The organism is Rhizobium sp. P43, assembly GCF_056730705.1.
The window spans coordinates 56,607-81,298 of sequence record NZ_JBWZOO010000002.1; the positions used below are offsets into that span (position 1 = coordinate 56,607).

The 24,692-nt window shown below is 56.5% G+C and carries 31 protein-coding genes; 17 read left to right on the forward strand and 14 right to left on the reverse strand.

Translation table 11 applies throughout. The annotated features are described in order from the left end of the window. The first annotated feature begins 9 nt into the window (after nucleotides 1-9). Nucleotides 10-507, forward strand: coding sequence for a copper chaperone PCu(A)C (locus AC1PUL_RS21875; RefSeq protein WP_286079972.1), 498 nt, complete (start codon nucleotides 10-12; stop codon nucleotides 505-507). 129 nt (nucleotides 508-636) lie between these two features. Beyond that, a complete protein-coding gene (locus AC1PUL_RS21880; RefSeq protein WP_146617408.1) occupies nucleotides 637-1,221 on the forward strand; it encodes a hypothetical protein in 585 nt (194 codons plus the stop codon). Between the two features lie 74 nt (nucleotides 1,222-1,295). On the opposite strand, the gene AC1PUL_RS21885 is transcribed toward AC1PUL_RS21880, so the two are convergent. Further along, nucleotides 1,296-2,465 (reverse strand): peptidoglycan L,D-endopeptidase MepK, encoded by a 1,170-nt coding sequence (locus tag AC1PUL_RS21885; protein WP_480468743.1) that lies wholly within the window; start codon nucleotides 2,463-2,465, stop codon nucleotides 1,296-1,298. A 279-nt stretch (nucleotides 2,466-2,744) separates the two neighbouring features. Between AC1PUL_RS21885 and AC1PUL_RS21890 the strand changes: the two genes are divergently transcribed. After that, nucleotides 2,745-4,070 (forward strand): Nramp family divalent metal transporter, encoded by a 1,326-nt coding sequence (locus AC1PUL_RS21890; protein ID WP_112831991.1) that lies wholly within the window; start codon nucleotides 2,745-2,747, stop codon nucleotides 4,068-4,070. Nucleotides 4,071-4,298: 228 nt separating this feature from the next. Here AC1PUL_RS21890 and AC1PUL_RS21895 read toward each other — a convergent pair whose 3' ends face one another. Then, a complete protein-coding gene (locus tag AC1PUL_RS21895; RefSeq protein ID WP_113460326.1) occupies nucleotides 4,299-4,715 on the reverse strand; it encodes a MerR family transcriptional regulator in 417 nt (138 codons plus the stop codon). Between the two features lie 122 nt (nucleotides 4,716-4,837). Between AC1PUL_RS21895 and AC1PUL_RS21900 the strand changes: the two genes are divergently transcribed. Beyond that, nucleotides 4,838-5,347 carry a hypothetical protein gene (locus tag AC1PUL_RS21900; RefSeq protein WP_480468654.1) on the forward strand — a complete coding sequence of 170 codons (510 nt, stop codon included), beginning with the start codon at nucleotides 4,838-4,840 and terminating at the stop codon, nucleotides 5,345-5,347. Nucleotides 5,348-5,402: 55 nt separating this feature from the next. Here the strand turns inward: AC1PUL_RS21900 and lspA are convergent, their stop codons facing one another. From lspA to AC1PUL_RS21915, 3 genes are all read right to left on the reverse strand, one after another. Then, complete coding sequence (lspA, locus tag AC1PUL_RS21905) at nucleotides 5,403-5,933, reverse strand: signal peptidase II (protein WP_480468655.1); 531 nt, start codon at nucleotides 5,931-5,933, stop codon at nucleotides 5,403-5,405. A 251-nt stretch (nucleotides 5,934-6,184) separates the two neighbouring features. After that, nucleotides 6,185-6,790 carry a transglutaminase-like cysteine peptidase gene (locus tag AC1PUL_RS21910; protein ID WP_333900640.1) on the reverse strand — a complete coding sequence of 202 codons (606 nt, stop codon included), beginning with the start codon at nucleotides 6,788-6,790 and terminating at the stop codon, nucleotides 6,185-6,187. Between the two features lie 91 nt (nucleotides 6,791-6,881). Beyond that, nucleotides 6,882-7,112, reverse strand: coding sequence for a hypothetical protein (locus AC1PUL_RS21915; RefSeq protein ID WP_333900639.1), 231 nt, complete (start codon nucleotides 7,110-7,112; stop codon nucleotides 6,882-6,884). Nucleotides 7,113-7,751: 639 nt separating this feature from the next. On the opposite strand from AC1PUL_RS21915, the gene AC1PUL_RS21920 reads away from it, so the two are divergent. The 4 genes from AC1PUL_RS21920 (at nucleotide 7,752) to AC1PUL_RS21935 (ending at nucleotide 10,843) form a co-directional block, all read left to right on the forward strand. After that, nucleotides 7,752-8,285 (forward strand): hypothetical protein, encoded by a 534-nt coding sequence (locus tag AC1PUL_RS21920; RefSeq protein WP_113462175.1) that lies wholly within the window; start codon nucleotides 7,752-7,754, stop codon nucleotides 8,283-8,285. Between the two features lie 213 nt (nucleotides 8,286-8,498). Continuing rightward, complete coding sequence (locus AC1PUL_RS21925) at nucleotides 8,499-9,584, forward strand: hypothetical protein (protein WP_480468656.1); 1,086 nt, start codon at nucleotides 8,499-8,501, stop codon at nucleotides 9,582-9,584. A 3-nt stretch (nucleotides 9,585-9,587) separates the two neighbouring features. Further along, a complete protein-coding gene (locus AC1PUL_RS21930; protein ID WP_162708232.1) occupies nucleotides 9,588-9,758 on the forward strand; it encodes a hypothetical protein in 171 nt (56 codons plus the stop codon). Nucleotides 9,759-9,784: 26 nt separating this feature from the next. Next, on the forward strand, nucleotides 9,785-10,843 hold the full coding sequence (locus tag AC1PUL_RS21935; protein ID WP_112828969.1) for a flavin-containing monooxygenase: 1,059 nt from the start codon (nucleotides 9,785-9,787) through the stop codon (nucleotides 10,841-10,843). Nucleotides 10,844-10,845: 2 nt separating this feature from the next. On the opposite strand, the gene AC1PUL_RS21940 is transcribed toward AC1PUL_RS21935, so the two are convergent. Genes AC1PUL_RS21940 through AC1PUL_RS21950 form a run of 3 tightly spaced genes read right to left on the reverse strand, consistent with a single transcriptional unit; the run spans nucleotide 10,846 to nucleotide 12,823 of the window. Next, a complete protein-coding gene (locus AC1PUL_RS21940) occupies nucleotides 10,846-11,769 on the reverse strand; it encodes a cation diffusion facilitator family transporter (RefSeq protein WP_480468657.1) in 924 nt (307 codons plus the stop codon). 23 nt (nucleotides 11,770-11,792) lie between these two features. Continuing rightward, nucleotides 11,793-12,455 carry a DsbA family protein gene (locus AC1PUL_RS21945; RefSeq protein WP_112828967.1) on the reverse strand — a complete coding sequence of 221 codons (663 nt, stop codon included), beginning with the start codon at nucleotides 12,453-12,455 and terminating at the stop codon, nucleotides 11,793-11,795. Further along, nucleotides 12,452-12,823 carry a disulfide bond formation protein B gene (locus AC1PUL_RS21950; RefSeq protein WP_112828975.1) on the reverse strand — a complete coding sequence of 124 codons (372 nt, stop codon included), beginning with the start codon at nucleotides 12,821-12,823 and terminating at the stop codon, nucleotides 12,452-12,454. Before AC1PUL_RS21950 ends, AC1PUL_RS21945 begins: the two co-directional genes overlap by 4 nt. A 290-nt stretch (nucleotides 12,824-13,113) precedes the next feature. Between AC1PUL_RS21950 and AC1PUL_RS21955 the strand changes: the two genes are divergently transcribed. The 4 genes from AC1PUL_RS21955 (at nucleotide 13,114) to AC1PUL_RS21970 (ending at nucleotide 16,693) form a co-directional block, all read left to right on the forward strand. Beyond that, the gene (locus AC1PUL_RS21955) at nucleotides 13,114-13,728 is read left to right on the forward strand and encodes an SCO family protein (protein WP_112828966.1); all 615 of its coding nucleotides are present in this window, start codon (nucleotides 13,114-13,116) and stop codon (nucleotides 13,726-13,728) included. A gap of 31 nt (nucleotides 13,729-13,759) precedes the next feature. Continuing rightward, complete coding sequence (locus tag AC1PUL_RS21960) at nucleotides 13,760-14,461, forward strand: L,D-transpeptidase (protein WP_167495009.1); 702 nt, start codon at nucleotides 13,760-13,762, stop codon at nucleotides 14,459-14,461. Between the two features lie 301 nt (nucleotides 14,462-14,762). After that, on the forward strand, nucleotides 14,763-15,359 hold the full coding sequence (locus AC1PUL_RS21965; protein ID WP_113462171.1) for a DedA family protein: 597 nt from the start codon (nucleotides 14,763-14,765) through the stop codon (nucleotides 15,357-15,359). 371 nt (nucleotides 15,360-15,730) lie between these two features. Then, on the forward strand, nucleotides 15,731-16,693 hold the full coding sequence (locus AC1PUL_RS21970; protein WP_480468658.1) for an arsenic resistance protein: 963 nt from the start codon (nucleotides 15,731-15,733) through the stop codon (nucleotides 16,691-16,693). Between the two features lie 85 nt (nucleotides 16,694-16,778). Here AC1PUL_RS21970 and AC1PUL_RS21975 read toward each other — a convergent pair whose 3' ends face one another. Further along, on the reverse strand, nucleotides 16,779-18,764 hold the full coding sequence (locus AC1PUL_RS21975; RefSeq protein WP_480468659.1) for a heme lyase CcmF/NrfE family subunit: 1,986 nt from the start codon (nucleotides 18,762-18,764) through the stop codon (nucleotides 16,779-16,781). 529 nt (nucleotides 18,765-19,293) lie between these two features. Here AC1PUL_RS21975 and AC1PUL_RS21980 point away from each other — a divergent pair. From AC1PUL_RS21980 to AC1PUL_RS21990, 3 genes are all read left to right on the forward strand, one after another. Beyond that, the gene (locus AC1PUL_RS21980; RefSeq protein WP_480468660.1) at nucleotides 19,294-19,977 is read left to right on the forward strand and encodes an SOS response-associated peptidase; all 684 of its coding nucleotides are present in this window, start codon (nucleotides 19,294-19,296) and stop codon (nucleotides 19,975-19,977) included. 25 nt (nucleotides 19,978-20,002) lie between these two features. Further along, nucleotides 20,003-20,299 carry an I78 family peptidase inhibitor gene (locus AC1PUL_RS21985; RefSeq protein ID WP_480468661.1) on the forward strand — a complete coding sequence of 99 codons (297 nt, stop codon included), beginning with the start codon at nucleotides 20,003-20,005 and terminating at the stop codon, nucleotides 20,297-20,299. Nucleotides 20,300-20,401: 102 nt separating this feature from the next. Beyond that, nucleotides 20,402-20,725 carry a hypothetical protein gene (locus AC1PUL_RS21990; protein ID WP_480468662.1) on the forward strand — a complete coding sequence of 108 codons (324 nt, stop codon included), beginning with the start codon at nucleotides 20,402-20,404 and terminating at the stop codon, nucleotides 20,723-20,725. 124 nt (nucleotides 20,726-20,849) lie between these two features. Here AC1PUL_RS21990 and AC1PUL_RS21995 read toward each other — a convergent pair whose 3' ends face one another. Next, nucleotides 20,850-21,032, reverse strand: coding sequence for a hypothetical protein (locus AC1PUL_RS21995; protein ID WP_480468663.1), 183 nt, complete (start codon nucleotides 21,030-21,032; stop codon nucleotides 20,850-20,852). Nucleotides 21,033-21,305: 273 nt separating this feature from the next. Between AC1PUL_RS21995 and AC1PUL_RS22000 the strand changes: the two genes are divergently transcribed. Continuing rightward, nucleotides 21,306-21,470 carry a hypothetical protein gene (locus tag AC1PUL_RS22000; protein WP_480468664.1) on the forward strand — a complete coding sequence of 55 codons (165 nt, stop codon included), beginning with the start codon at nucleotides 21,306-21,308 and terminating at the stop codon, nucleotides 21,468-21,470. A gap of 261 nt (nucleotides 21,471-21,731) precedes the next feature. On the opposite strand, the gene AC1PUL_RS22005 is transcribed toward AC1PUL_RS22000, so the two are convergent. Genes AC1PUL_RS22005 through AC1PUL_RS22015 form a run of 3 tightly spaced genes read right to left on the reverse strand, consistent with a single transcriptional unit; the run spans nucleotide 21,732 to nucleotide 23,695 of the window. Then, a complete protein-coding gene (locus AC1PUL_RS22005; RefSeq protein WP_480468665.1) occupies nucleotides 21,732-21,968 on the reverse strand; it encodes a hypothetical protein in 237 nt (78 codons plus the stop codon). Nucleotides 21,969-21,995: 27 nt separating this feature from the next. Further along, the gene (locus tag AC1PUL_RS22010) at nucleotides 21,996-23,267 is read right to left on the reverse strand and encodes a Y-family DNA polymerase (protein ID WP_480468666.1); all 1,272 of its coding nucleotides are present in this window, start codon (nucleotides 23,265-23,267) and stop codon (nucleotides 21,996-21,998) included. Further along, a complete protein-coding gene (locus tag AC1PUL_RS22015) occupies nucleotides 23,264-23,695 on the reverse strand; it encodes a LexA family protein (RefSeq protein ID WP_480468667.1) in 432 nt (143 codons plus the stop codon). The genes AC1PUL_RS22010 and AC1PUL_RS22015 overlap by 4 nt, the downstream gene beginning before the upstream one ends. Nucleotides 23,696-23,872: 177 nt before the next feature. Here AC1PUL_RS22015 and AC1PUL_RS22020 point away from each other — a divergent pair, with 177 nt between their 5' ends. Next, a complete protein-coding gene (locus tag AC1PUL_RS22020; protein ID WP_480468668.1) occupies nucleotides 23,873-24,220 on the forward strand; it encodes a hypothetical protein in 348 nt (115 codons plus the stop codon). Here the strand turns inward: AC1PUL_RS22020 and AC1PUL_RS22025 are convergent. Continuing rightward, nucleotides 24,217-24,555 carry a hypothetical protein gene (locus AC1PUL_RS22025; protein WP_480468669.1) on the reverse strand — a complete coding sequence of 113 codons (339 nt, stop codon included), beginning with the start codon at nucleotides 24,553-24,555 and terminating at the stop codon, nucleotides 24,217-24,219. The genes AC1PUL_RS22020 and AC1PUL_RS22025 overlap by 4 nt on opposite strands. Nucleotides 24,556-24,692 lie beyond the last annotated feature (137 nt).

The window sequence follows — 24,692 nt, forward strand, 5'->3', positions numbered from 1 at the left end:
GAATTTACAGTGCCATTTCAAAAACTGCTGGCTTTTGGTCTCTTTGCTTTGACGTTCGTGACCACGTCTTCCGGTCCCGCATCGTCTCATGATTTCACGGTCGGTAGCTTGGAGATAAAGCATCCATGGTCCCAAAAAGCTCCCGCGGTTGCGCCGGTTCTCGGCGGGTATTTGACGATCGTCAACACGGGCAGGACGGATGATCGCCTTCTTGGAGGAAGCAGTCCGGTCGCCGAGCGCTTTGAAATCCACCTATCATCTGTCATCGACGGGGTGGCGCGTATGCGACCTGTCAAGGAGGGCATCACAATCAGCGCCGGCTCCACTGTCAAGCTGGAGCCCCGTGCCATGCACATCATGTTCGAGAAGCCTACATGGTACCCAGCGGAGGGCGAAAAATTCAAGGCAACGCTGCAGTTCGAGAAAGCAGGGCCCGTCGAAGTGGAGTTCGTCGTCCAAAAGGGTGCGACAGCAAGTTCGGAGGAACATGCTGGGCACACTCCATGATCCTCAGTGAACGCGGGTCGGCTGCAGGGCGGTGTTCTGTAGGTGGCCTCGATTAACCTTTTTGCTTCATTCGGTTTCAAGACTTCGGTGGTTAGATCTGGTCATAGGCTTCCACCGAAGGTTCTCTCCATGCAGGAACGAAGACGGCGCATCTTAAGGATCAGCTTGGCAGTTTTATTCGGAGCGCTTTGCGTCGGCGGTGCTGGTGGTGCGGCGGCAGTTTATTATGGTCCGGAAGAGCTTTTGGGTTTATCGGCTGAGAAGAGCGGTGCGGATTGTCAGACAGTTGCCACCGCTAAGGCGCGGGATCGCGACGGCACCTGGATCCGGCAGTTCATCGTCACAGAGGCCGTGGATGAGCAGGTCCGTCTTCGGACCGCCATGCGGGTTGCCGAATCTCTTCGCAAGGTCGAGGCGGGTCATCTCATCCAGATTTCCGTTCTGGACAGCAAAGGGCCAATCACGGTCTCCGGAATGCGGGGTCGGGCAATCGGCGCCCAGGTGACCCTCATTCCTAGTCCAGTTAGTGACGTAGAAAAGCAGAAAGGCGAATTTTCAGGCTTTTCCATTGAAGGTGGGGCTGGCTCAGACGGCGAGTTTCACGGTCTACGCTTCAATGCCAAACCGGAAGATCTGGCAGCAATCGCCGCCGGCTTCGATGACGCGACAGGCTGTTCAAACGATTTGGAAATGCCGGCCCCTGCTAAAAGCTGACGCACCGCCGAAGATTCGAGCATCGACGCGCGAGACGTTTGTTGCAGGCTGGCACAATGGCTCCGATCCTTGATTTAGGGGGCGATCTGGGTAGTCCTGATCGCAAACAGTCGTGCAGATATGAGGGGCGCTGTCAATCCTGTTGAGGTGTCCGGACCCGAAAGCGCCCATGTCATAAGCGTTTCCTGACCATCAGCCTCTTCGTCAGCATCTCTGTCTGCTGCGGTAATCCGAAATAGCGCGATCAAGGCAATCGGCTCCGGCAGATCAAGAATGGCGGAAGGGCGGAAACTCTCAATCTGTGTGCGATCGGTAGACGGACCGAGTGAGGCAACCTCGACCCTAGGCATTTCCATTTCGGAAGTAGGGCGTGCAACCGGTACAGGAATTGCCAAAGCGCTTAAATCGGTGAACTCCGACCTAGCCTCGCCGACCATGGTCTGCCGGTTTGTCTGAAGATCGAGCGCGTCCTCTGCTCGGCTTCGTTCAGTCGGTAGCATTGCGGTGAGCAGGCTGCTCCTGTTTGATGAAGCGGGAGCGAAACTACTGTCTTTATCTCCAGCACTGGAAGCAATCTCGATCGATTTCGCGCCGACGCGACGACGATAGTCGGCGACTGCCAAATCGTAGCCGGGGAGCGGGCGGCCATCGGAGGGAAGGTGCATGGTCTTTCCATCGGGAAAGATGCGAGCCAGTTCCTTGCGCGTCATGCGGGGCCATGCACGGACATTTCCAACATCAAGATGGACGAAAGGAGATCCCGATTCGGGATAGTATCCCACTCCGCCGACTTGCATCTGCATTGCAAGTGATCGCAACTTGGCCAGTTTGACGCCCGGAATGTAAAAATCCATTGCCTTGCCGAGGGTGTGTTGGCTGTTTTTCGCGACACCACTATCCCTCGATCGCCCTCTGAGCATCTTGTTTGTCGCCGGTGAGCGATAGGCAGAGACTATATGAATATAGTTGTTTGATCCGCTGCGCTGGTACACTTCCCATACGAGATCGAGTAGACGGGGATCAATGTTCGCTGGTTCGTTCTTGCGCCAATCGCGCAAAAAGCGGTTGATCTGAACTAGTCCACGGGCATCGAACTTCCCGTCCCGCTTGAATGTTATCGTCGCACGTTCCCCAGTGTGTGTGAAAAACAGCTTCAGCGATCTTTCCGTCGCGGCTGTCGCCGGTGAGGACGAACCCGCCGCCATTGCCACTGCGAGCAGCACGGCAACTGCAACCGTCGCCATGCCGCGGAGGCATTCGGATAGGAAGGCTGCGGCTGAACAGGGCCTAACGCAAGTTGGCAACTCGCTCACTGGGTACTCCACGCTTGACGGCTCTCCGAGCTCGGGCCTGGCGAACATTGCGGCCGCGCTCGGATCACCATCAGTAAAGCCGATTATGGTCAATAAAGCCCTAATGGTTCCCAATTGGTGGGGATCGATCGAACTGGCTTGCGTCCGCAGCCTCTTTATGAGAATGATTTGCAATTGCAATAGCGGTGGGCTTTGAAAGCGCGGTGGACGATGGACAGACCGGTGAGGGGATGGCAACGAACGGTGGGAGAGGCGTCCCTTTCGGATGTGCACCGGTCGATCAAGGTCGCGGCACGAGCGGGCACTTTCCGAAGGGCAATGGCTTTCTTTGGGCCCGGCTATCTCGTCGCGGTCGGGTACATGGACCCAGGCAATTGGGCGACATCTCTGGCCGGGGGATCACGCTTCGGCTACGCGCTGCTCACGGTGGCCCTGATTTCAAACATCATGGCGATCGTCCTTCAGTCGCTGTGCGCGCGCCTCGCCATCGCCTCGGGGCGGGACCTGGCGCAGGCCTGTCGTGATGCCTACCCCAAACCGGTTGCCATGGTGCTGTGGCTGCTGGCCGAAATAGCGATCATTGCGACTGACATCGCCGAGGTAATCGGCACTGCAATCGGCTTGAACCTCCTTTTCGGTATTCCGCTCGAGCTGGGAGTGGTCATCACTGCTCTGGACGTATTCTTGATCCTTTACCTGCAAAAGCTTGGCTTCCGTTGGGTCGAAGCGCTTGTCATAACTTTGCTCGGCGTTATCGCCGTCTGCTTTGCGGTTCAGATCGCTCTTGCCGATCCGAATTGGGGTCAGGTGATCCTCGGCTTTGCTCCAACGACAGAGATTATCACCAATCCCGACATGCTGTATCTGGCGCTTGGCATACTCGGTGCGACCGTTATGCCGCACAATCTCTACCTCCACTCCGGTATCGTGCAGACGCGGGACTTTGGCGATACGTTACCTGAAAAGCGCGAGGCTCTGAAATTCGCGACGATCGACTCCACCGTCGCATTGATGTTCGCTCTGCTCGTCAATGCTTCGATCCTCATTCTGGCGGCCGCTACTTTCCACGAAACCGGGCGGACTTCGGTCGCAGAACTGGGGGAGGCTCATAGTCTGCTAGCCCCGTTGCTCGGTTTGGCCGTCGCACCGACATTGTTCGGAATCGCCCTTTTGTGCTGCGGTGTCAATTCGACGGTGACGGCAACGCTTGCGGGTCAGATCGTGATGGAAGGGTTCCTGAAGATCCAGCTTGCACCTTGGCTTCGCCGTCTGATCACCCGGGGGATCGCCATCATACCCGCAGCAGGGGTCACGATAGCTTTCGGAGACAGCGGCACTGCCCAGCTTCTGATCTTGACCCAGGTCGTGCTTAGCCTCCAACTGTCCTTTGCGGTTTTCCCGCTGGTGATGTTCACAGCCGACGCTGATAAGATGGGAGAGATGAAGGCACCTCTATGGCTGTCGGCTTTGGCTTGGATCATCGCAATCGTGATCGCTGCGCTGAACCTGAAGCTGTTGGTCGACTTCGTATCGTGAGCAATCGCAACGAGTAGCCCAATATTTCCGGAGGACTTTGAAGCACTCCGCGAGCTGGTCGGCCGCCTGACGTAGCCCTCACGGACTTGGCGACTGTGACCGATGATGCAGGCTCTTGGTCTGGACGATCTGTGCGACTTGGAGCTCGCCATTAATCGCCCCGATCATTCAGATGGGTACCAACTGGGATCGCTTTGTACTCAGTATTTGGGCTGTGAAATGCTAGAGTCAGTCGTGCTCGGTGGTGCACAAATCGTGGTTTGCCAAGGCCCTGATCACATAGCAATCGCGCACTTGATTTGAATGGCAGTGTGTTGAGATCCGTTCTAGCTCGGCTTCCAGCTTCTTCAATCTCTCGATCTTCTGTCGGATTGTCACAAGCTGTTCAGCAGCTATCTTGTCAGCCTCTGCACACGGCTTTTCGGGATGTTGGCTGAGTTCAATAAGCTCACGAATGGCTTCGATCGTCAGTCCAAGATCGCGAGCATGGCGAATGAAGGAGAGGCGTTCCTGCTCGGTCTTCGAGTAGCGTCGTTGATTGCCCTCAGAACGCTCTGGCGGCGAAAGCAGCCCCATCTGCTCATAATATCTGATAGTTGGAACCTTGACACCGGTGGTCCTAGACAGATCTCCAATTGTAAGCATGCTCGCTCCCTCTCCAGACGCGGCTAGTGTTGACTGCGGCGAACTAGACCATCACACAAATCTGATCACCGACCGAACCGAAAGATATATAGCAATGGTCCGGCACATGTGAGGATTTACAAATGGCAAATCAAGCAAAACGTTGGTGTGTGGCAGCCACTGCATTTCTTTTCGCCGGTCAAAGCAGCGTCTTGGCTAACGTGACAAATGAACCTCATCAAATCAAATACGACTCCCTGACCATCGAGCATGCAGAATTGGTACTGGCGCCCAACGGGGTCACTGATACTGCATATATCACCGTCTACAACGGTACGGGCGATGAGATAGCGATTGTCTCTATCGAGGTTGCCGGGTATTCGGCCGCTACACTCGAGAGCCCGATGTCTGATTCCAAAGGCTTCGAACGGGTACCGCTATCGGATGCCTACGTCGTGATACCCCGAAATGCGGAACTGGACATGGATCAGGACACAGTTTTCATTTCACTGGTGCGAAGTTCGGGGCCTCCGAAAGCCGCAACGATGACGCTAAAATTTGATAACGGAACCTCGCGTGCTGTCCCGCTTGAGATCCTTGCTCCAGGTTCTGCGGAAACCAATCATCACCATGGAGAACCAGATCGCGAATGAAGGCCGCCAAGAAACTGAGAGTTGAGGCTTTGCTTTCTCTTTGCGCCTCACCCCGTCAGGAATTCGTGGACGCATGCTTGTTTTTGGTCTGAACTACCGACGCCGCCACAAGGACAATGGCACCGCACACGATGAACACATCCGCAATATTGAAAGCAGGCCATGACCACCCGTAAGCGTGGAAATCCAGATAGTCGGTAACCCTCAAGTGCATAAAGCGATCGACCACATTTGCGCTCGCACCCCCAGCCATTGCCGTTATGGCCATTCCCTCCAGGACACTGTTGGCGAATATTGCCCAAACGACGAGTCCGACAACGATGCCCCCTTGAAGTGTGGCGAACAACCGGGGTGCTGACGCGATGGTGTCGGAAAATAGCCCGAAGCTGACACCCGTGTTGTAGGTGAGCGTCAGGTTGAAAAAGGGGGCCAACTCAATGGTTCCCGTTGGGGCTGCCAGAAGCTCGGCCATGACGGATTTAACCGACAGATCGATAACGCAGATTGCAATAACCCCAAGGACGATAAAGATAAGCCTGAACAGGCGTTTGTTCGAGAATAGCATTTTCAGTTCCAGGCTGAGCACGCTCTGACTTGCGCGACGATTTTGGCAGATTGGCCGCGAGCGGGTTTCACGCTCACAGGGTTTTTGCCATACGGCCTCTAGCAACTAGAGCTTCAAGCGCAAACTTGGGCGTCAGTTGCTTCATCAAGGAAAGTTTAGTGGCGGGCGGGGCTCATCATCTGAGCTAGGGGGCCAATCATTGCCAAGTTTCACCTCGCCACGTATCCCGACTGACTGCAGCAAGGTCGGCCGGTCCAAATTGGTTCGTCAGATTAGCGAATACCGCTGACCGCCGTTGTGTCTCGACCGTCCTTGATCTTCACCCATTTGCCAGGATTGCGAGAATCCTGACGCTTGAGATAGGTATATTCTGTTTCAGACCAATTTCTGATTTCAGCACGCAAGTTGTCGAGGATGAAGTCGCCCATCTGTGACCGCACCGTCAACACAGCATGCCCGGATCCGTCCGGCTGGAGTACGACAGTGATCAGCAGGTTGGAGGCCGAGATCCCGCGTCTCATCAGAAGCTTGCGTTTTAGAAGAACAAAGTCCTCGCAGTCGGCTGCGGTGGTCGGATAGTTCCAGAATTCCTCGACACCATAGATTTCGATGTCCTCGATGGCAGGGATTGTATTAACGACCTGATTGACCTCAACGAGGCTATTCCAGAGTTCCTCTGTGAGCTTCAGGCGTGCGCGATCTGCAGCGATCGGCTGGCACTCTTTCTGGTATCTTTTGCAAAATTCGAAGTGGCCGATCGGTTGTGACGTCGCTTCGGCGACAGGCATGGAATCCCACGTTGCCGCTTCCGGTTTCCAGGCGGCGCCTGTCGAAATGATCGTTATGGCGAGAATTGCGAGCAAAAATCTGGAGGTCATAAGTCGTCCCTGTGTCTTGGGACGAGTTATGCGGATCGAACACGATCATCACGCAAAGAAATTCAGTGCAATTTTATCGGCCTGTGTCGAATTAAGGCACTTTTTTATGAGATCGCCAGCTTGTGAACGACAGATAGGCCTCTATGCCGATCCAGCCCCCAAGGCCGATGGATGAGACGATGCCCGCGATGGCCTCGAAGGAGTCATGTCCGATGCCCCAGCAAACGACGGCAAAAACACCCTTGACGAACACAAACCCCACCAGCGAAAACGCAGCGATCATGCCAAGTTTTGTTGAGATACGTGCGACTGAACCGATCATTTCTCGACTCTAGAGGCTATGGTCACATACGGGGAAATCAATTCTTATTGTCTGCGTCCTCCATCGTGCGGCGGTGCGTGTGCACCAGCTTCAGGCAATCTCAGACAGGTTGAGTGTGACGTGTGATGATGTCGCGGCTCGGAAAATCGATTCGGATTTTGTGTGTGGCACTGCTGTTGGCAGTCGCCATTGCGGGTCCGCATGGATCAGTCGCACGGAATGTCATTTCCGGGGCGACGATATCCAGAACCGTCCATCAAGGGACTGTGTCTGCTGGTGCCCACGCGAAATGCCAGCATCTGGTCGAGCATTCTCACGAGCTTCTGGCTTGCCTGCAGGAAAGCGCTGCAATTTCGGAACGAATGTTCTCTGCCTACAGAGTTTCACCAAATCGGTTCCGTGTCTTTGCAGGCATTGATCCCCTTGATCCTCCTCCCCGAGCCTGATCTTACCGTTAAAACCGCCCGAGATCGTCAACAAGTGTCTGCCGCGTTGGACTATGTCCAACATGCGGCTTGAAAGCGGCTCTCATCGACTAAAGGATCGAGCACTGTCCAATCACGCCTGAATGCGATGGCAGGACAGCGATCCGTGGAGGATCCCGGCGTAGCTCCGGTTGATCCTCATGGAGATCAGTAAATGTGGAAGATTGCATTCTCCGGAGCGTGGTGTGTCTTGGTGTGCCTGGTTGCTGTCTACGCTGGTTTCCAGTGGGCCCCGGCGCCCAAACAGGTTGAGGCGCAGTCTCCCGGGCTAACCGAACATGAGGTGGTCAAATCGGCGATGGTGACCGTCCCGATCATTCGGGAGAAAAAGGTGGACGGTTACGTCGTTGCAGAAGTGACGTTGACCGCAAATGACGAGGCACTGCGTGCTAGTCCCAGCCCGGAGGCAGAACTGACGGACGAATTGATCGCGGCACTGGTGTCCGGACCGGTTCTCAAAGATCCCGAATTCACGGTCGATGCCCTGAGGTTAGATCTGGTGGAGCGGATGAACAAGCGGATTGGTCTGCAAGCATACTATAAAACTCTGATCACCAAGCTCGATTACCTGACTGCAGCAGATCTGGCGCGGATGCGCAGCTCCGGAGCAACCCCAATGAAGGTAACGCCCCTGGTTGATAAATCTCTGCTCGATGTTGTGCCTGGTCCCGTGCCCAAAGATGAGTAGATGATTAGGTGGGAGGAGCATCCAGCATTTCCTGGGGCTGCCCCTTGTAGCTCTAGTTACTTGAGGTTCTATATTTGGACCGGTGGCTAAGGACTTGTTCGATGCGGCGTCGTGCGGTCGTGCCCCCTTCCTGTATTGCCGGCTGCCGTGGTGCGCTCGGCACCTTATTGATGATGTCGGCACGGTTCCATTGAAAGCGCGAAGAGTGACGAAATGAATTGGTTTCAGAATTTGAATGAGCGAGCACTCCTGATCGCGCGGAATGCCTGCATCGGAGCCCTTGTAGCTGTCTTGCTATCCGGTTGTGTTTCAGACATGGGTCTGGACGACCTATCCAGCAGCGCACCCGAACTGTCGAGCAAGATGCTGGCAGAAATGTCAAAGAAGGGGATGGCTGCGGAAAGCCCCGTCCTGATCAGGATCTTTAAGCAGGAAAGCGAGCTCGAGGTCTGGAAAATCGACCGAAGCGGACGCTACGCACTGCTAAAGACATATCCGATGTGCAGGTGGTCAGGGAAGCTAGGCCCCAAGGTCAAGGAAGGTGACCGCCAAGCGCCCGAGGGATTTTACCATGTCTCCAAAGGCATGCTGAACCCTAAATCGCAGTACTATGTATCTTTTAACCTCGGCTATCCAAACAGGCTCGAGTCGGCACTCGGCTATACCGGCGAGGCGCTGATGGTCCACGGTGCTTGCTCCTCTTCCGGTTGCTTTGCGCTGACAGACCAGGGCGTCGGTGAGATATATGCAATCGTCGCCAAGGCACTTTCATCGGGACAGGAGCGCTTCCAGGTCCAGGCCTATCCTTTCCGGATGACGACGGAAAATATGGCGCTGCACAAAGACAATCAAAACCTGTCGTTCTGGCGGACTCTGAAAGAGGGATACGACTTTTTCGAACTGACCCGTCAGCAACCAAAGGTCTCGGTGTGTGGCCGCCGCTACATGTTCAACAAAGAGTTCGTGGGCGGAGAGCCCCGCTACCCACTGGAGGCTTGCCCCGCAAGCGCCGCTTCTCCTGATCCCGCACTGATGGCCCGCATGGCCGAAGAAAACCAAAGGCTTGAGGCTGCGCTTCAACAGGCCGGCGGCACCACGGTGTCGTCCTATGTGGATGGCGGGATGCATTCAAGTTTCCGCGCACTCCTTAAAGAAGAGGGTCCAGACCGACTTGCGGCTCGCATCTCGGGCACAAAATATCCGGTTAGCAGACCAGAGGCGGCGCTGGCTGACCCCTTCCAGAAGAAGAAGGCCAGGTCCGGCGACTGGGTGAGCACCCCAAGTGTGGCAGGAGAATGAATTATGGCCCAGCCCGATGATCGGATTAAGAAGATACGACGCAATAACTGGATTGTGTTGGCGGTGCTCACGATTTTCGTTATCGCGGTGTTTCTCTTGAGCTTCTCGCATATTGGTCGAGAGGCAAGGCCTGAGCCCAATGAAACCGTAACCTCCCCAGCCGTCGATGGGTAACGACGATCTTACTTAAGAGGAATACAATGCGGACCAACATCCTGATTATAGGGGCGGGGCAAGCCGGGCTCGCTGCGGCATATGCCTTGAAGAGGCAGGGCCTGAGCTTCTCGATTGTTGATGCCGGCACAAAAATCGGAGACAGCTGGCGCAACAGATATGACAGCCTCACACTTTTTACACCTCGCAGCATCAGCGCGCTCTCGGATATGCCCCTGGTTGGTGATGCAAATGGCTATGCTGGAAAGGATGAGTTTGCTGACTATCTGCGGCGGTATGCTTCCTTCCATAAAATTCCGGTCATCAGTTCGAAGAAGGTCGTCCGACTTGAGAAGGCAGGCAGTCTCTTTGTGGCGTCAACGCAAGACGGCGATCGTCTCACAAGTCATATTGTCATCGTTGCCACGGGGGCATTTTCGACACCGCGTATTCCTGGATTGTCGAAATTGCTCCCGGCCCACATTCAGCAGATGCACGTAACTGAGTTCCGCAATCCGGGCTCGGTGGCGAAAGGCCCTGTTCTTGTTGTCGGAGATGGCGCGAGTGGAAGGGACGTGGCAATCGCGATGGCTGGGTTTCAACAGGTGCTGCTTGCACGCGGGCGAAAGCGCAGACTTTTACCGGAGAAGATCCTCGGACGCAGTTTGTGGGTATGGCTGGGGCAGCTCGGCCTTCTCCGTGCATCGGCGCAGGGGATCATCGGGCGAAGGATGAGGCGTGAAGATCCATTCCCTGTTCGTGGCAATGACGATGCTTCACTTAGGCGGTTGGGGGTAATCCTGAAGCCGAGACTGGCTGCGATCCATGATCGTAGGGCAAGTTTCGCCGACGGATCGAGCGAGAACATCAGATCCATTGTTTGGGCCACAGGCTATGCCGATGAGCTCCCTTGGATTGAAGTCGAAGGTGCAGTTGATGCTCGGGCTGCCCCAATTCACTCCAACGGGGTTTCGCCTGTTGCCGGTCTCTACTATGTCGGACGTCCATGGCAGCGGAACCGTGCCTCTGGTTTGATCTTGGGTGTGGCTGACGACGCGGCTTTCATCGTTGAGCATATCCGTCAACGGTGCCTGCAAAGTAGGTAGGCTCAGGTCGCTACAACATTATGACCGATGACCTGTACGCCGTCTTCGCAACCGTCCGCTGGCGTTTCGATCTCCAGAGTGCTGTGGTCGATACCGTGCCTGTCCCGCAGGATTTTTCGCACTGCGCCTTTCACTGCAGCAGCACTGCGCAGAGATAACTCCGTCACAACGAGATGCGCTTGCAATGCCTTGTGATCTTCATCGATCCGCCACACATGGACATGGTGGACCTCCTGGACGCCTTCGACGGAACGCATGTCCGAAACAAGTTCGTTCACATTTACGTCCTCAGGCGCCGCCATCATCAGGATCCTGATCGATCCTCCGATCTCAGTGAAGGCCTGCCAGAGTATGTAGGCTGCGATCATGAGGGTGATCGCAGGGTCAATCCATGTCCAGCCGTATAGCAGCACAAGTGTGCCGGCAATTATCACACCCACCGATCCAAGCGCGTCCGACACATTGTGCAAGAAAGCGGCGCGGATATTCATGCTGGTTTTTGAAAGGGTGTAGGTGAGCATGGCTGTGATCAAATCGATGACGAGCGCGATGCCTGCGACGATCACGACCGTCCACCCTTCGATCGGCACCGGTGCGATGAACCGCGTGACCGCTTCATACACGAGATAGAGCCCAATGACGATCAAAGTCGTGTAGTTGATCAGCGATGCGACGATTTCGGCTCGAACATAGCCGAACGTCATTCTTTCGTCAGAAGGGCGGCGCGCGATCCGACGTGCACCATACGCAATCACAAGTGATGCAGCGTCACTGAAGTTGTGGAGCGCATCCGCGATCAGGGAAAGACTGCCGGAGAAGATGCCGCCGGCAATCTGCGCAAAAGTAAGGAGCACGTTTACGAGAATTGCTCCCCCTATACGCTTGTCTCCTGCATCCGCTCCATAATCGTGGTGATGTCCACTCATGAATTCCGGTCCGGTCTCCGAGGTCAGGAACCTGCCTTGCTGGCATCGATTTCAGCCTTCACCAGGGTGAATAGACCTTGCGGACTGAACTCTGTGAGAGGCTTTTCGTTCACGAAAAATGTCGGGGTCTGTTTCACATTGTTGGCCTGAACATCGGCCATATCCTGGGCAAGAATATTATCGATCGCTGGGGAGGCCGCATCCTTCTTTCCCTGCTCGACATCAAGTCCGGCCATCGCCGCAATCTGCCATGCCTTTTCTAGATCTGGTTTGCCATGATCGGCCCAGACAGGCTGCTGTTCAAGTATCGCTTCCAGGACCGGTTCAAACAGGTTTTGTTTGCGCGCGGCCTCCAATATGCGCACGGCATCTTCGGAACCTTCGTGGAATACGGTGTATCGCAGGACAAGTCGCACGTCATTTCCGGTCTGCGTCATCATTTGCTTCACGAGCGGATAAAAGGCCCGGCATGCCTCACATGACGGATCAAAAAACTCGACAATTGTCACAGGCGCCGAAACCGGCCCCATGACCGGCGAGTGCATTCTGACAAGGGTATTGTTCCCCGGCATTGTAGAGGGCGCTGGCTCAGCGTCTGGCGTAAGCCCATCATAGAGGGCCGCGCCTCCTGCGAAAACGGCAATCGCGGCCGAAGCCGAAGCGATAACGAAAGTGCGTCTGTTCATGTTGGTGTTCTCCGGCGCACGATTAGAAGTAGGACGATGATGACAGTAAACGCGCCAAGCGACAGCAGCGGAATGGGCAGGGTTCCGAAGAGGAGCATACCAGCGCCCGAGCAGGATGGCCCCTGGCCGCAAGGCTTGATGGCCGTGGGGATGATGTTGAAATACAGAAGGTTGTGAAATGCCGCGATCGACCATCCCGCCGCTGCCAGCGGAACGGCATAGATCCAGGCGCGGGCATCAGAGCGGAAAGCGGCGACTGCGAGCAGCACTGCCAGTGGAAACATGAAGGCTCGTTGGTGCCAACAGAGATCGCATGGTGCTTGCCCCATGACCTCACCGATAAACAGTGCGCCCAGCGTCGAACCCATGGCAATTATCCACGCGCTGAAGATCGCAAGCCATGCGCCGTCGTTAGTTTTCACCACTCTCTGCCATTCCTGTCGCTCATTGATGCTAATCAGTATGAAACCTCTAGTAGCTTGAGGGTCAAGGGCGCTTTCTGTCCGACTGAAATTTCCGTTTCTGTCTGATGTGGATGACAGCGAAACGACTGAGGAGAATTTCGATTTTCTTCGCCACTTGCCTTGAACCTCAAGCTACTAGAGGGATTAGGAGTACTCCAAGGGGTTCTTCAGGGTGAATTTCGGCAGGGAATTAGATGAAAGCTCTCAGAGCGTTTCGACTTGTGGCGTGGTGTGTGGTTGCGATCTTCACATTGCTACTGATTATAGGTTATTTGCTGCAGTCGGGTGGCGGCAAACGTGGTGAGCCAGACACGTCCTCTACCCCTGCGATCGGTCGCCCATTTGAGTTGGTTTCGCACCGGGGCCAAGTGATCGACAACGCTGTCCTCAAGGGAAAGCCGTATTTGGCGTTTTTTGGCTTTACGCACTGCCCAGACATCTGCCCCACAACGTTGTTCGAGTTGAGTGACCTGATGAATGAACTCGGGCCGGCTGCGAGCGGTTTCAACGTTGTATTCATCAGCGTTGACCCCGAGAGAGATACTCAGCAGTTGCTGAACGAGTACATGACATCCTTCGACCGTCGAATCCTTGCCCTTCGGGGAACGCCGGAGCAAACAGCGACGGCTGTTAAAGCTTTCTCCGCCTATGCACGCAAGGTTCCGACCGAAGATGGAAGCTACACAATGGACCATACGGCTGGCGTATACATGATGGACGCCAATGGGAGCTTCAAAGGAACGCTCGACATGCATGAATCCCGCGAGGTTCGCATGAAGAAAATCCGCAATCTGATGACCGGCTCTTAAGCCAGAACTTCAACCTTCGAGAGGAAATACATTGCAGTCTGGGAAATTGACACGACGAGGCTTCGTTATCGGCGGTGCTGGGGCAGCGGCGGCTGTATTGACTGGCTGCTCGAGAACGACCGTGGAGACGACACAGTCTGAAATCGTGCCCACCGCCCATCCGGTTCTGGAAATCACCTATGGACCAATACTGAACGAACAGTTCCCGCTGCCTGCTATACCCTACCAGAAGATCGCCAAGCGCTATTACCGGCAGATGGTGAGTGATCCGACTGGACAGCGGCCAGGCACATTGGTCGTGGATACGGCCAATTACTTTCTCTACCTGACTTACGAGGGCGGACAGGCGATGCGATACGGCGTCGGTCTCGGCCGGCAGGGGTTCGAATGGTCGGGCAAGGGGGTCATCCAGTACAAACGTCAGTGGCCGCGCTGGACGCCACCTGACGAGATGGTCGCTCGACAGCCAGAACTTGCGCCCTATAGCATTGCCAATGGTGGTATGCCACCTGGCCTCGAGAATCCTTTGGGCGCGCGTGCGCTTTACATTTTTCAGAATGGCGAAGACACGCTATACCGCATCCATGGATCGCCAGAATGGTGGACGATTGGCAAGTCGGTATCCTCGGGGTGTGTCCGTATGATCAATCAGGACGTTGTCGACTTGTATGGTCGAGTGCCCGGCAAAACCCCCATCGTCGTTACCAGCCTGCCTCCCTTCTCTGAGGCTTAGACGGAGAAAACCGTGAAGCCCCTCAACAGTTCAGCGGCCTGAAGTCGGGTCAGGCATGCAAGGCCTGTGCCATGTAGGGGCCGACTCCGGTTATCCGCATTCTCCTGGCGCTGTCAGGTAGAGGCTGTTGGAAAACACCGGCAGCCTCAGTTCGTGCGCGGGCTCTGCCAAACTGAACCAGATGCCCGATGGTCGTGCACTCACCAGGCAGGCCATGCGACGGAAAACATCCGATAGATCGTGTAGATCGTAAACAAAAGAGTTTCTGATTCTGCCCTGCGATTTGACTTGGTGAAGCGATATGGACGGCTTGTCTGATCTACTACAAGAATACGGTACATGGATCTACATCCTGCTTTTTGCATATTGCATGCTGAAAAGCGGTAGTCTTCCATTGTTCGCGGGCTATGCGGCTCAAACACAAGCTTTGGACTTGTCCCTTGTTTTAGCCGTAACCTTTGCCGGCGGCTATCTCGGGGACGAAGCACGGTTCTTTATCGCCAGACGATACGGGGATGCGTGGTTAACGAGGTGGCCTTTTGCTGAAAAGGCCTATGCGGGCGCGAAAATCCTAGTTGCAAAGTACGGTTGGGCCTACATCTTTCTTTACAGATATCCCAAGGGTATGCGGACCATCGGCGCGCTTCCGGTTGGTCTCGGATCAATGTCATGGGCAAAGTTTACAGTTCTGAATGCAGGATCAGCAATAGTTTGGACCGTCTGCCTGGTTATGGCGGGCTTCGTTTTCGGCGCACAGATCGACGAGGCGGTGGAAACCGGCTGGGGCTTTGCAAGTGTTGTCTTACTTGCTGCAATGCTCCTCCTGTCGGTCTTCGCATGGTGGCGGATAAATCGGATAGCTGTCGGGATCCCGAAAATTGGAGAACAATCCAATTGAAGTCGTCAGTAGTTTCATGTCTGGTCACGATGGAAAGGCAGAGAATAGCGCATGAATACCGCAAAGCCTGACACGACCCGGACCGACCTATACCCAGCCCTTTGAAACTGTCACGCTGATCTGTGGCGCAGGTTGGCTTACTCAAATCCAGCGACTTGCGACATATAAGGGGAGCCTTCAGGTGATCCTGGCAATCGGACTCTGCTATCCGACTCCCTGCCCAGTTCTCCATGCCCGCCGGTCCTTTTGCTGTCTGCAATGAGCTGGCACCAGAAGTGTTCGAAGACTAGACCACCGGATAGCAAGGGTGGCCATCGCTCTCGGACTTGGCTAGCGTCATCCGGCCTGAAATGAAAACTGAAAGCGCTCCGTTGACCCTCCGTGACACCCTCGAAAATCATCAGGTCCAGATCTACTTTGGCGCAGTTGTCGTTGGCGCTTTGGCGGCTCTCTCGATCTCCGGAACAACCGCACTTGAGATCGGCATAAATCCGTCGCTGGCGTTCATGTTGTTTGTGACCTTCCTTCAGGTACCGCTTGCGGAACTTCGGGTGGCCCTCGCGCGGTTCCGCTTCATTGGTGTCCTGCTTCTGTCGAACTTTGTCGTCATTCCTGTGCTGGTGGGAGTTCTCGTCCCGGTTCTTCCACCCGATCCGATGATACGGCTTGGCGTATTACTGGTCCTTCTCGCCCCTTGCATCGACTATGTCGTTACATTCTCGCATCTTGGCCGCGCCGACGCCCGTCTCCTGCTGGCAGCAACACCTGCGCTCCTGATCGCCCAAATGCTACTGTTGCCCCTCTACTTGAGCGTTTTCCTCGGTCCCGATGCCGGGTCCCTTATCAAAGCCGGACCATTTTTCCACGCGTTCGTCTGGCTGATAGCAGTCCCGCTTGTCTTCGCCGTCCTCATCCAGTTCTGGGCCGGCCAAAGTGTGGCCGGGGAGCGTGCGTCGGCGGTTTTGGGGCTCCTTCCGGTTCCTGCGACAGCGTTCGTACTCTTCGTCGTGGTTGCTGCCGTCGTACCGCAACTCGGCCCCGCACTCGATGCCACTTTCCGTGTCGTGCCAATATACGTGGCATACGCGGTTGCTGCGCCCTTGTCGGGGTGGGGTATGAGTAAGTTGTTCCGGCTTGATGCGCCAGCGGGCCGTGCTGTTGCATTCAGTGCCGCCACGCGCAACTCTCTGGTCGTCCTACCGCTGGCTTTCGCTGTCCCGGGCGCTGTACCAATCCTTCCGGCAATAATTGTCACGCAGACACTGATCGAACTGCTGAGCCAGTTGGCTTACATTCGTCTGGCACCAAAATTTGGGCCGAGCAAGGCTGCCTGAAGAATGTAAGCCGCCTTGTGCCGGGCCGGGATGGCGCCTCCGTCTAATTCGCGCAGGAAGCGGAGGGGCCCGTCTGTTCGTGCACTCAGCTGACCCCTAACGACGGCCGTACCGAGCCCTTGGTTCGCTTTGGCGCGCCGACTCGCAAACGGCGATCAGAGAGCGAGACGATGCCACCAGCCATCATCACGATGGCACCGGACCAGATACAGAGGATCCAGGGCTTCCACCAGAAGCGTACGACAATGCCCCCGGCGGCTATTGGGTCACCCAGCGATATGTAGAGCTGGCTGAAGCCGAACGTGACGATGCCGGCTTCTGTCGTCGGCATCTGGCGGGCCGTGTAGAGCCGCTTCGACGACCAGATATCGGCCACCTCAACACCATCTTCGCGGATGGTGAAATGCCCCTGGTCTTCGCTGTAGTTCGGTCCCGTCGCGGCGCGAATGCCGTCGAAGGTCACGACATAACCGCCGGCCTCCACCGTCATGCCCGGCTTCATCTCGATCACAGTTTCCGTCTCGAAGGTGGTGACGGCCACGACGCCGAGCACGGTCACACCCATGCCGAAATGCGCAAGTGACGTGCCGAAGGCCGACCGGGGTAGGCCTTTCAGTCGACTCCAGGCGGTGGACAGCGGATGCTTACCAAAGCCTGACCGATACCAGAGATCGGATACCGCGCCGCCCATGACGAAGAAGGCAAGCGCAAGGCCTGCCACCGCCATGACAGGCCCACCATTCTGGGCGTACCAGAAACCGAGGCCAAGCATGAGCGAGACCGCCGCCGCCACGTAAAGCCGCTGCAGCGCACCAAGTAGATCGCCGCGCTTCCAGGCGAGGAAGGGCCCAAAAGGCATCGCGAGCAGGAGGGGTAGTATGAGCAATCCAAAGGTGATGTTGAAGAAGGGCGGCCCGACTGAGATCTTCTCGCCCGTCAGCGTCTCCAGAAACAGCGGATAGAGCGTGCCGATCAAAACAGACGCGGTGGAGACGGTGAGAATCAGGTTGTTGAGAACCAGCGCACCTTCACGCGAGATCGGCTGGAACAACCCACCGGCCTTGAGCATCGGCGCGCGCAGCGCAAAGAGGGTGAAGGCCCCGCCGATGAAGATTACAAGGATTCCTAGAATGAAGACGCCGCGCGTCGGGTCGTTCGCAAAGGCGTGCACAGAGGTCAGCACGCCTGACCGTACGAGGAAGGTGCCGAGCAGGGACAGCGAAAAGGCGATGATGCCGAGCAGCACCGTCCAGATCTTCAGGGCATCGCGCTTCTCCATCACGAGCGCTGAATGCAGAAGCGCCGTGCCCGCCAGCCAGGGCATGAAGGAGGCGTTCTCGACCGGATCCCAGAACCACCAACCACCCCAGCCAAGCTCGTAATAGGCCCAGTAGGAACCCATGGCGATGCCAGCCGTCAGGAACACCCAGGCAGCCAGCGTCCAGGGTCGCACCCAGCGTGCCCAGGCGGCATCGATGCGGCCGTCCATCAAAGCGGCAATCGCGAAGGAGAAACAGACGGAAAAGCCGACATAGCCGAGATAGAGCAGCGGCGGATGGATCGCCAGTCCGACATCCTGCAGCACGGGGTTGAGGTCCTGGCCCTCCGCCGGAATCGGCGACAGGCGGATGAAGGGATTGGAGGTCAGGAGGATGAAGAGCGTGAAGGCCGTGGTGATCCAGGCCTGTACGGCCAGCACATTCGCTTTCAGCCGGTCCGGCAGATTGGTGCCAAAAAAGGCGACCATGGCGCTGAACAGCGTCAGGATCAGCACCCAGAGCAACATCGAGCCTTCATGGTTCCCCCAGACACCGGATACCTTGTAGATCATCGGCTTGAGAGAGTGGGAATTCTCAAAGACGTTCTGCACCGAGAAGTCGGAGAAGACGTAGCCGTAGGTGAGGGCCGCGAAGGAAAAGGCGACGAGCATGAACATTACATAGGTGCCGGCGGTACCCACCGCCATCATTGCTGCGTCACCGCGCCGGGCGCCGATCACGGGCAAAATGGAAACGACAAGACAGGTGGCGAGTGCCAGCACCAGGGCATAATGGCCAAGCTCGATGATCATTGGATCTCTTCCATGCCGCTGGGTTCCACCCCTTGCGCCTCCGGACGAGCGGTCGCGTCCCTTGGCATTTAAGTCTCGTCATGCTGGCAGGCACTGTATCGGGACAAGGGTTTCAACCACGATCCAAGATCAGCAACCAGCCTAACCTAAGACTTGCCCTGCGAGCAACAGCAGTGTTCATTCCCGGCGGTGTCATCGAGCTCGGCGACTGCGACACGCTTAATCGTCTCGAGGCTTCAGTGAAGTTCCATAATTCTGCTTATCTGATTTTCGTTAAACCATTGATCCCGTTAGCATAAAGTGATCCGCGAGATGTTGTTTGTGTGGCGGGTCCAGCCACGACCCCTGCCCCGCACGTTCCCTTGGTCAGGTCTGCTAGCCACTGAATCCAGTGAAGTTGGCAGGTTTGCGCCTGGAGTACTCCAGCATTAAAATCCTGTCCCTGGGCCGCAATTAAATAACGACGGGCATTTAGACCGCCGTTGCCTCTCAGCCAACAGTTTCTAAGTCAGCAGTAAGGGACATTCGGATGTGTGGACGCTTCACGAACACGATGACTTGGGCCGAAATCCATGCCCTGTACAATATCCACGGCAATGCGCCCCCTCCGACAAACATGCCGCCGCGCTATAACATCGCGCCGACGCAGAGCGTCCACTTCGCCCATAAGAACAAGGCCGGCGAGGTCGAAATTTACTACGGGCGGTGGTGGCTCGTCCCGTTCTTCGCGAAAGAGCTGCCGAAGGCGGCCATGTTCAATGCCAGGATCGAGACCGTCGACACGTCAGGGGCATTCCGAGAGCCCTTCAAGTCGAAGCGCTGCCTCATCCCGGCCGACGGCTATTTCGAGTGGACCACGAGCGAAGAGGACGGCAAGAAAGACCCATGGCTGTTGCAGCTCCCCGAGGCAATGCCCTTCTCCTTTGCCGGGCTATGGGCGCATAATGACAAGCTAGGCGTCACCAGCTGCACAATCATCACCGCGCCGGCCGTCGATCACATCGCTGACATTCATACGCGAATGCCCGTCATGCTGGATCCATGTGCCTATGAGACCTGGTTGGATGCTTCTGTTCAGGGTGCTGAAGCGAAAGCCTTTCTTCTCGAGAACCAGATCGACAGCCAGCTTGAGTTTTATCGTGTCGGCCGCGAGGTGAACTCGTCTCGCTATGATGGCAGCGACACGAAAAAGCCAATCCTGAACTCCTTGTAGGAGCTTCAGAGCCAGGAGATTCACGATGAAGTTGCCGTTCTATTCCTTCCCTGTGGTCGAAGCCTGTGTGGCTTTGGCCTCGTCTGGTTGCAGCGCGGATCGAGCTTCATTCCCGGCAGCAGGTCCGTGCAAAGCGGAAGCCGCACAAGGACTGATCGGCAAGAAAAAACCGACAGACGCAGAGGCGATGCAGCTGACCGGCGCGGAGACGGTTCGCCAGATCCAACCCGGCGATATGGTGACTCAGGACTTCAGAGAGGATCGGGTGACGATCGAGACTGATCCGGCGACGGGTCTAGTCACCCGGGCCACCTGCGGCTGATCTGGTGTGGCAGGCGGCAACTCTTGCTTAACCATAGAGGCCGTTCGCCCGGTGAAGAGAGCGAGGCTTTGCGTTACCTACCGGGCCGGCACGGAGCAATCTATGGGACAAAGCTATTCGGGGTATCTCAAGAGCGTGAAGGCCGTCCGCTCAGTGAGGCAAATTCACGCCATCACGACCTCAATCTGTGAGGATCCTCTTGCCTCAGCACATTTGAAGCGGGCGAGCGTCGCCCTGACGAAGAAGCTGGAGCGGGTCATCAATCTTCCCGTTGCCAGCGCTCCCTTTCTCGCTTCGATTTGGAGAGATTTCCGCGCATTGCGTGAGATTCTGGAAAAAGAATACGGCAGGTTGGACATTAGTCCTCCTTGTCCGGCCGCCCGCCTGGAACGGACCCGTAGCCCAAAAGAAAAGGGCCAGCGGTAGCCGCGGCCCTTAAGGTGTGAAGGTCAAAGCCTCCAGAGGGGAACAGCTGACGCAAGGACCGGGAGGTATGTGCTTACGTCAGCTAGATTCGATATGGGTTCTCAGGCCGCTATCTGCAAGTCACTCACTTTGTGCCGGCAAAGTCTTCATCGCGCTTTGCCGTCGCTTCCGCCTCAGCCAGCCGCGACAACAGACTGTCGATCCCATCGTCATTGGCGATCGGCTGATGCTTGGCATGGTTTTGCAAGGCTTTGCGAACCATGTCGCTACAGGCGAGATTTCTAAAGATCGCTGGATTGTCAGTCATACTCGGTTCCTTCCGAGTGCCCGTAACGCCGCCCAAAGCGGGCTGTTCCGAAGGAACATAAGATGGCGGGATACGGAGAGGTATATTCTCTCTCAACATCAGCCAATTGCACCGACAAGGCAGCGTCCGCGTCAATGATGCGCGGTTCCCCCAATTTCGCCGCTGCGCAACGAAATCGGCTCCCCCACGCCCCGCAGGCCGCCTCCGGCGGTCATTGACCCAAACCCTCCCTTGTCGGTCCCGCACCTTTGTTTTCATTCAAAGGAGCTGACGATGACCACTTACGACCACATCAACGAACTGCGCGCCGAACTTGCAGCGTCCATCGACCAGGCCGAGCGTCAGCAGATCGCAGCCGAGCTGGCGGCGGCCGAAGCGAAGCTTGCCAAAGAAGAGGCCGCATTCGATGCGCTGGTCAGCGCTGAGCCGCCCCACTAGGGCGGCTCGTTCCACTGCCGGCGCCTTGGGTATTGTCGCGCTATGGTCAAGCGCGTCTTTCTATTCTCAGGAATAGCCGTCTGCCTGTTTGCAGTCGGCTTCTGGTATTTTGTAGCGAGTCTCAGTTGTGGTCTGGACGGCGCGGGCGGATGTCGCAACCTTCCCCCCGGCGCCATGGAAGTATCTGAATGCCCTCGCCTACTCTCTGCCGTTCTTAGGCTTAGGCTTGGTGTTTATCCTGGCGAGCCGCCGCTATAGAGACTAACCACGTTCTATCAGGACGCCGATCCGCAGGAGGCAAGGAAAGCGCGCCTCACACTGATCTGTCCCCCTCCGATCGCACCCAATCGCGAGCGCGCGCTTCAGGTCGACGAACTGACAGCTGGCGCCGTATTTCTTCACCAGTGCTTTCCGATCGAGCATGGCGTAGCGATCGCAACGCCGGCACTCGATGTCGATCTTCTCCGCCCGGTAATCCTTCAGCCGAGGCAGGCTCATCCAGATCCCTCGCATCTTCTTCGTTTTTCAGCGCGCCACGGCTACGGGCAGTTCTTTGATATTCGTGGTGTAGCGCGGCGACCGACGGTCAAACTTGGTTTGCCAGTCGCGCTCGATGCCTGCCGAGGCCGGGATAAGCGACCCGCGCCCAAATTTTCCGTTGACCGCATCCAGCGCTGTCATCAGCCGTTCCGACTGGTCACGGTCCCGCGCGTCGAACAGAGGCCGCGGCTGTGACGCTGCCCGCACCAGATCATTCATGATGATGCCGGCCTTTGCGTAGCGGTGGCCGTCCCTGAAGATCTTGCGCGCTCCGCTCTGAGCTGCCCGGATCAGGTCAAACGTGTCATTCGACGCCTCTGGGAAGTGAACCGTCGTCTGTGCCGAGTGCGGTTTGTCCTTCTGATTGAAGCGCGACGTGTGCATGAAGACCGCCATATGTGTTGCCTCGAGACCATGCCGACGCAGCTTCTCTCCTGCCCTCATCGCATAGGCAGCGACCGCCTCGAGCATTCCAGCCAGATCCGTAACCGGCGTTCCGAAGGATCGGGTTACGGCGCAGCCCTTCCGTTGTGGCGGTACGTCTTCGAGCGGCAGGCATGAAATGCCCTGCAGCTCCAGAACCGTTCTTTCGCCCACCACGCTCAGGAGACTGCGAGCAAGCCGCGCATCGACGCGGGCCAGGTCGCCGGCCGTCTCAATGCCCAGGCCGAATAGTTTTCGCTCTGATGCCGAGCCAACGCCCCAAACCTCCCCAACCTCGACGCGATCGAGCCAGCTTTGCCGAACGCCTGCGTCTGTTAGGTCGCAGACGCTGCCGAGCTCCGGGTTCTTTTTTGCAACATGATTTGCGAACTTCGCCAGCGTCTTGCTGGGGCCAATGCCGACACAGGTCGGGATCCCGGTCCATTGCTGGACCGTGGAGCGCAGATCGCGGCCAAAGGCAACGCGATCAGCTGGCCTGATGTCGGTCATGTCCAGAAAGCTCTCATCAATCGAGTAAACCTCGACATCTGGAGACCATTGCCGGTAGATCGCATTCAGCCTGGCGCTCATGTCGCCATAAAGCGTATAGTTGCTGGAGTAGACAGCCACGTCGTTATCGCGACAGAGGTCACGGATCTTGAAGTAAGGTTCGCCCATGCCAATCCCGAGGGCTTTGGCTTCCGCCGTTCTGGCAACGGCGCATCCGTCATTGTTGGAAAGAACGATCACCGGCCGCTTGGCAATGGAAGGGTCAAAGACACGCTCACACGAGCAATAGAACGAGTTGCCGTCGATCAGAGCGAATGAGGTCATCCCTGCTTCCTCGGTCGCAGCCAATGGACGTTGCAGAGCGCAACACCCCAGATCTCCACTTCCGCGACCTCCGGAAGGTCAAACAGTGGCATATCCGAATTCTCGAACATCAGCCGCGGACGTCCGCCCGTCATGCGCAGCCGCTTCAACGACCGCTCGCCATGTACGGTCGCTACGACAATATCGCCGTCGACCGGGCGCAGGCTGCGGTCGACCACGATCAAATCCCCGTGGAAGATCCCCGCGTCTCGCATCGAATTGCCGTCGACCTTCCACAAGAACGTCGCCGGCGGGTTCCGGATCAGGAGCTTTGTGAGGTCAATCGATTCTTCGATGTAGTCATCTGCGGGTGACGGAAAGCCGGCGCATAAACCGTGGAGCATGAGAGGCACATAAACTTCTGCCTCGATTTTCAGGCCGGCGAGCATTTCAAACTGGTCCTTTCGTGATACGGAATTAAAGGAACAAACAGGGAACGCATGGGCCGCTAAAAGTCAAGATGGAACATGACGCGAGCCTAATTTGCAGATGTGCACCTGACGCGAGTGTCCGCGTGGTGTTAACTGTTTGAGGCGTTGTCACAATGGAGAGGAATAGGGATCGCCATGACTGACGAAGTGGAACACCTGTCAAACACGCTGATGTGGACCGTCGGCATGATCACCCAAGCCGGGCAAGACGACCTCAAACGTGTGGCAAATGCCTATCGAGAAGCGCAGGATCTGGTTTCGCAGATTCCAAAGACCGAGGAAGGCGTGCGGCCTCGTATCGTCGCGTGCTTCCACAGGTCAGACAAATATCGCGCTGCGGATGATATCGCCTGCGTTGGATGGATCCTAACGGCGATCCAGGAGCGCGTGAACGAAGGCGATCTGCGAGACTGGAGGAAATTGCGAACAGTCGTAAAGCAGATGGTAAAGCTGCTGCCGGAGCCGACGCGCTCGCTTCACTAAATATTTGGTGTACCGAGAAGATGTTCAAAGCCTTTCCAAGTCGCCTTGTCGTCAACCCAATGACGCTGAAGCTCTTTCCATCTTCTGTCCGCCGAAACCTGCATCTTCGCGATGGTCTCAAGGAGTTGGCGCGAGAATAGCAGCTCGTCCTGTTGAGCGGTTTTGAATATGATACCGCCCTCTGGGTCATAGGAAACGTGAAGCAGCTGATTGTCCGCATCGAGGACGAACATGGACACTTCGGGTTCGCCATCTTCATTTTTGGTTACGATCAACGTATCGACTGGGTAGCCGCCGGTTGCCTTTTGCAGTGCCTGGTCAAAAGCATTGGTCATTGCATCACCTTTCCTGTCACTCTGGAATCTAACGGAACGGTTTTGGCGGGGGAAGTCGGTCCCGGCTTCCGCTTCGCGGCGCTATGCTAAGCCTCCTGCGGCTTCCCTTTATCCGTCAAAACCGTGTCGAGAATTCC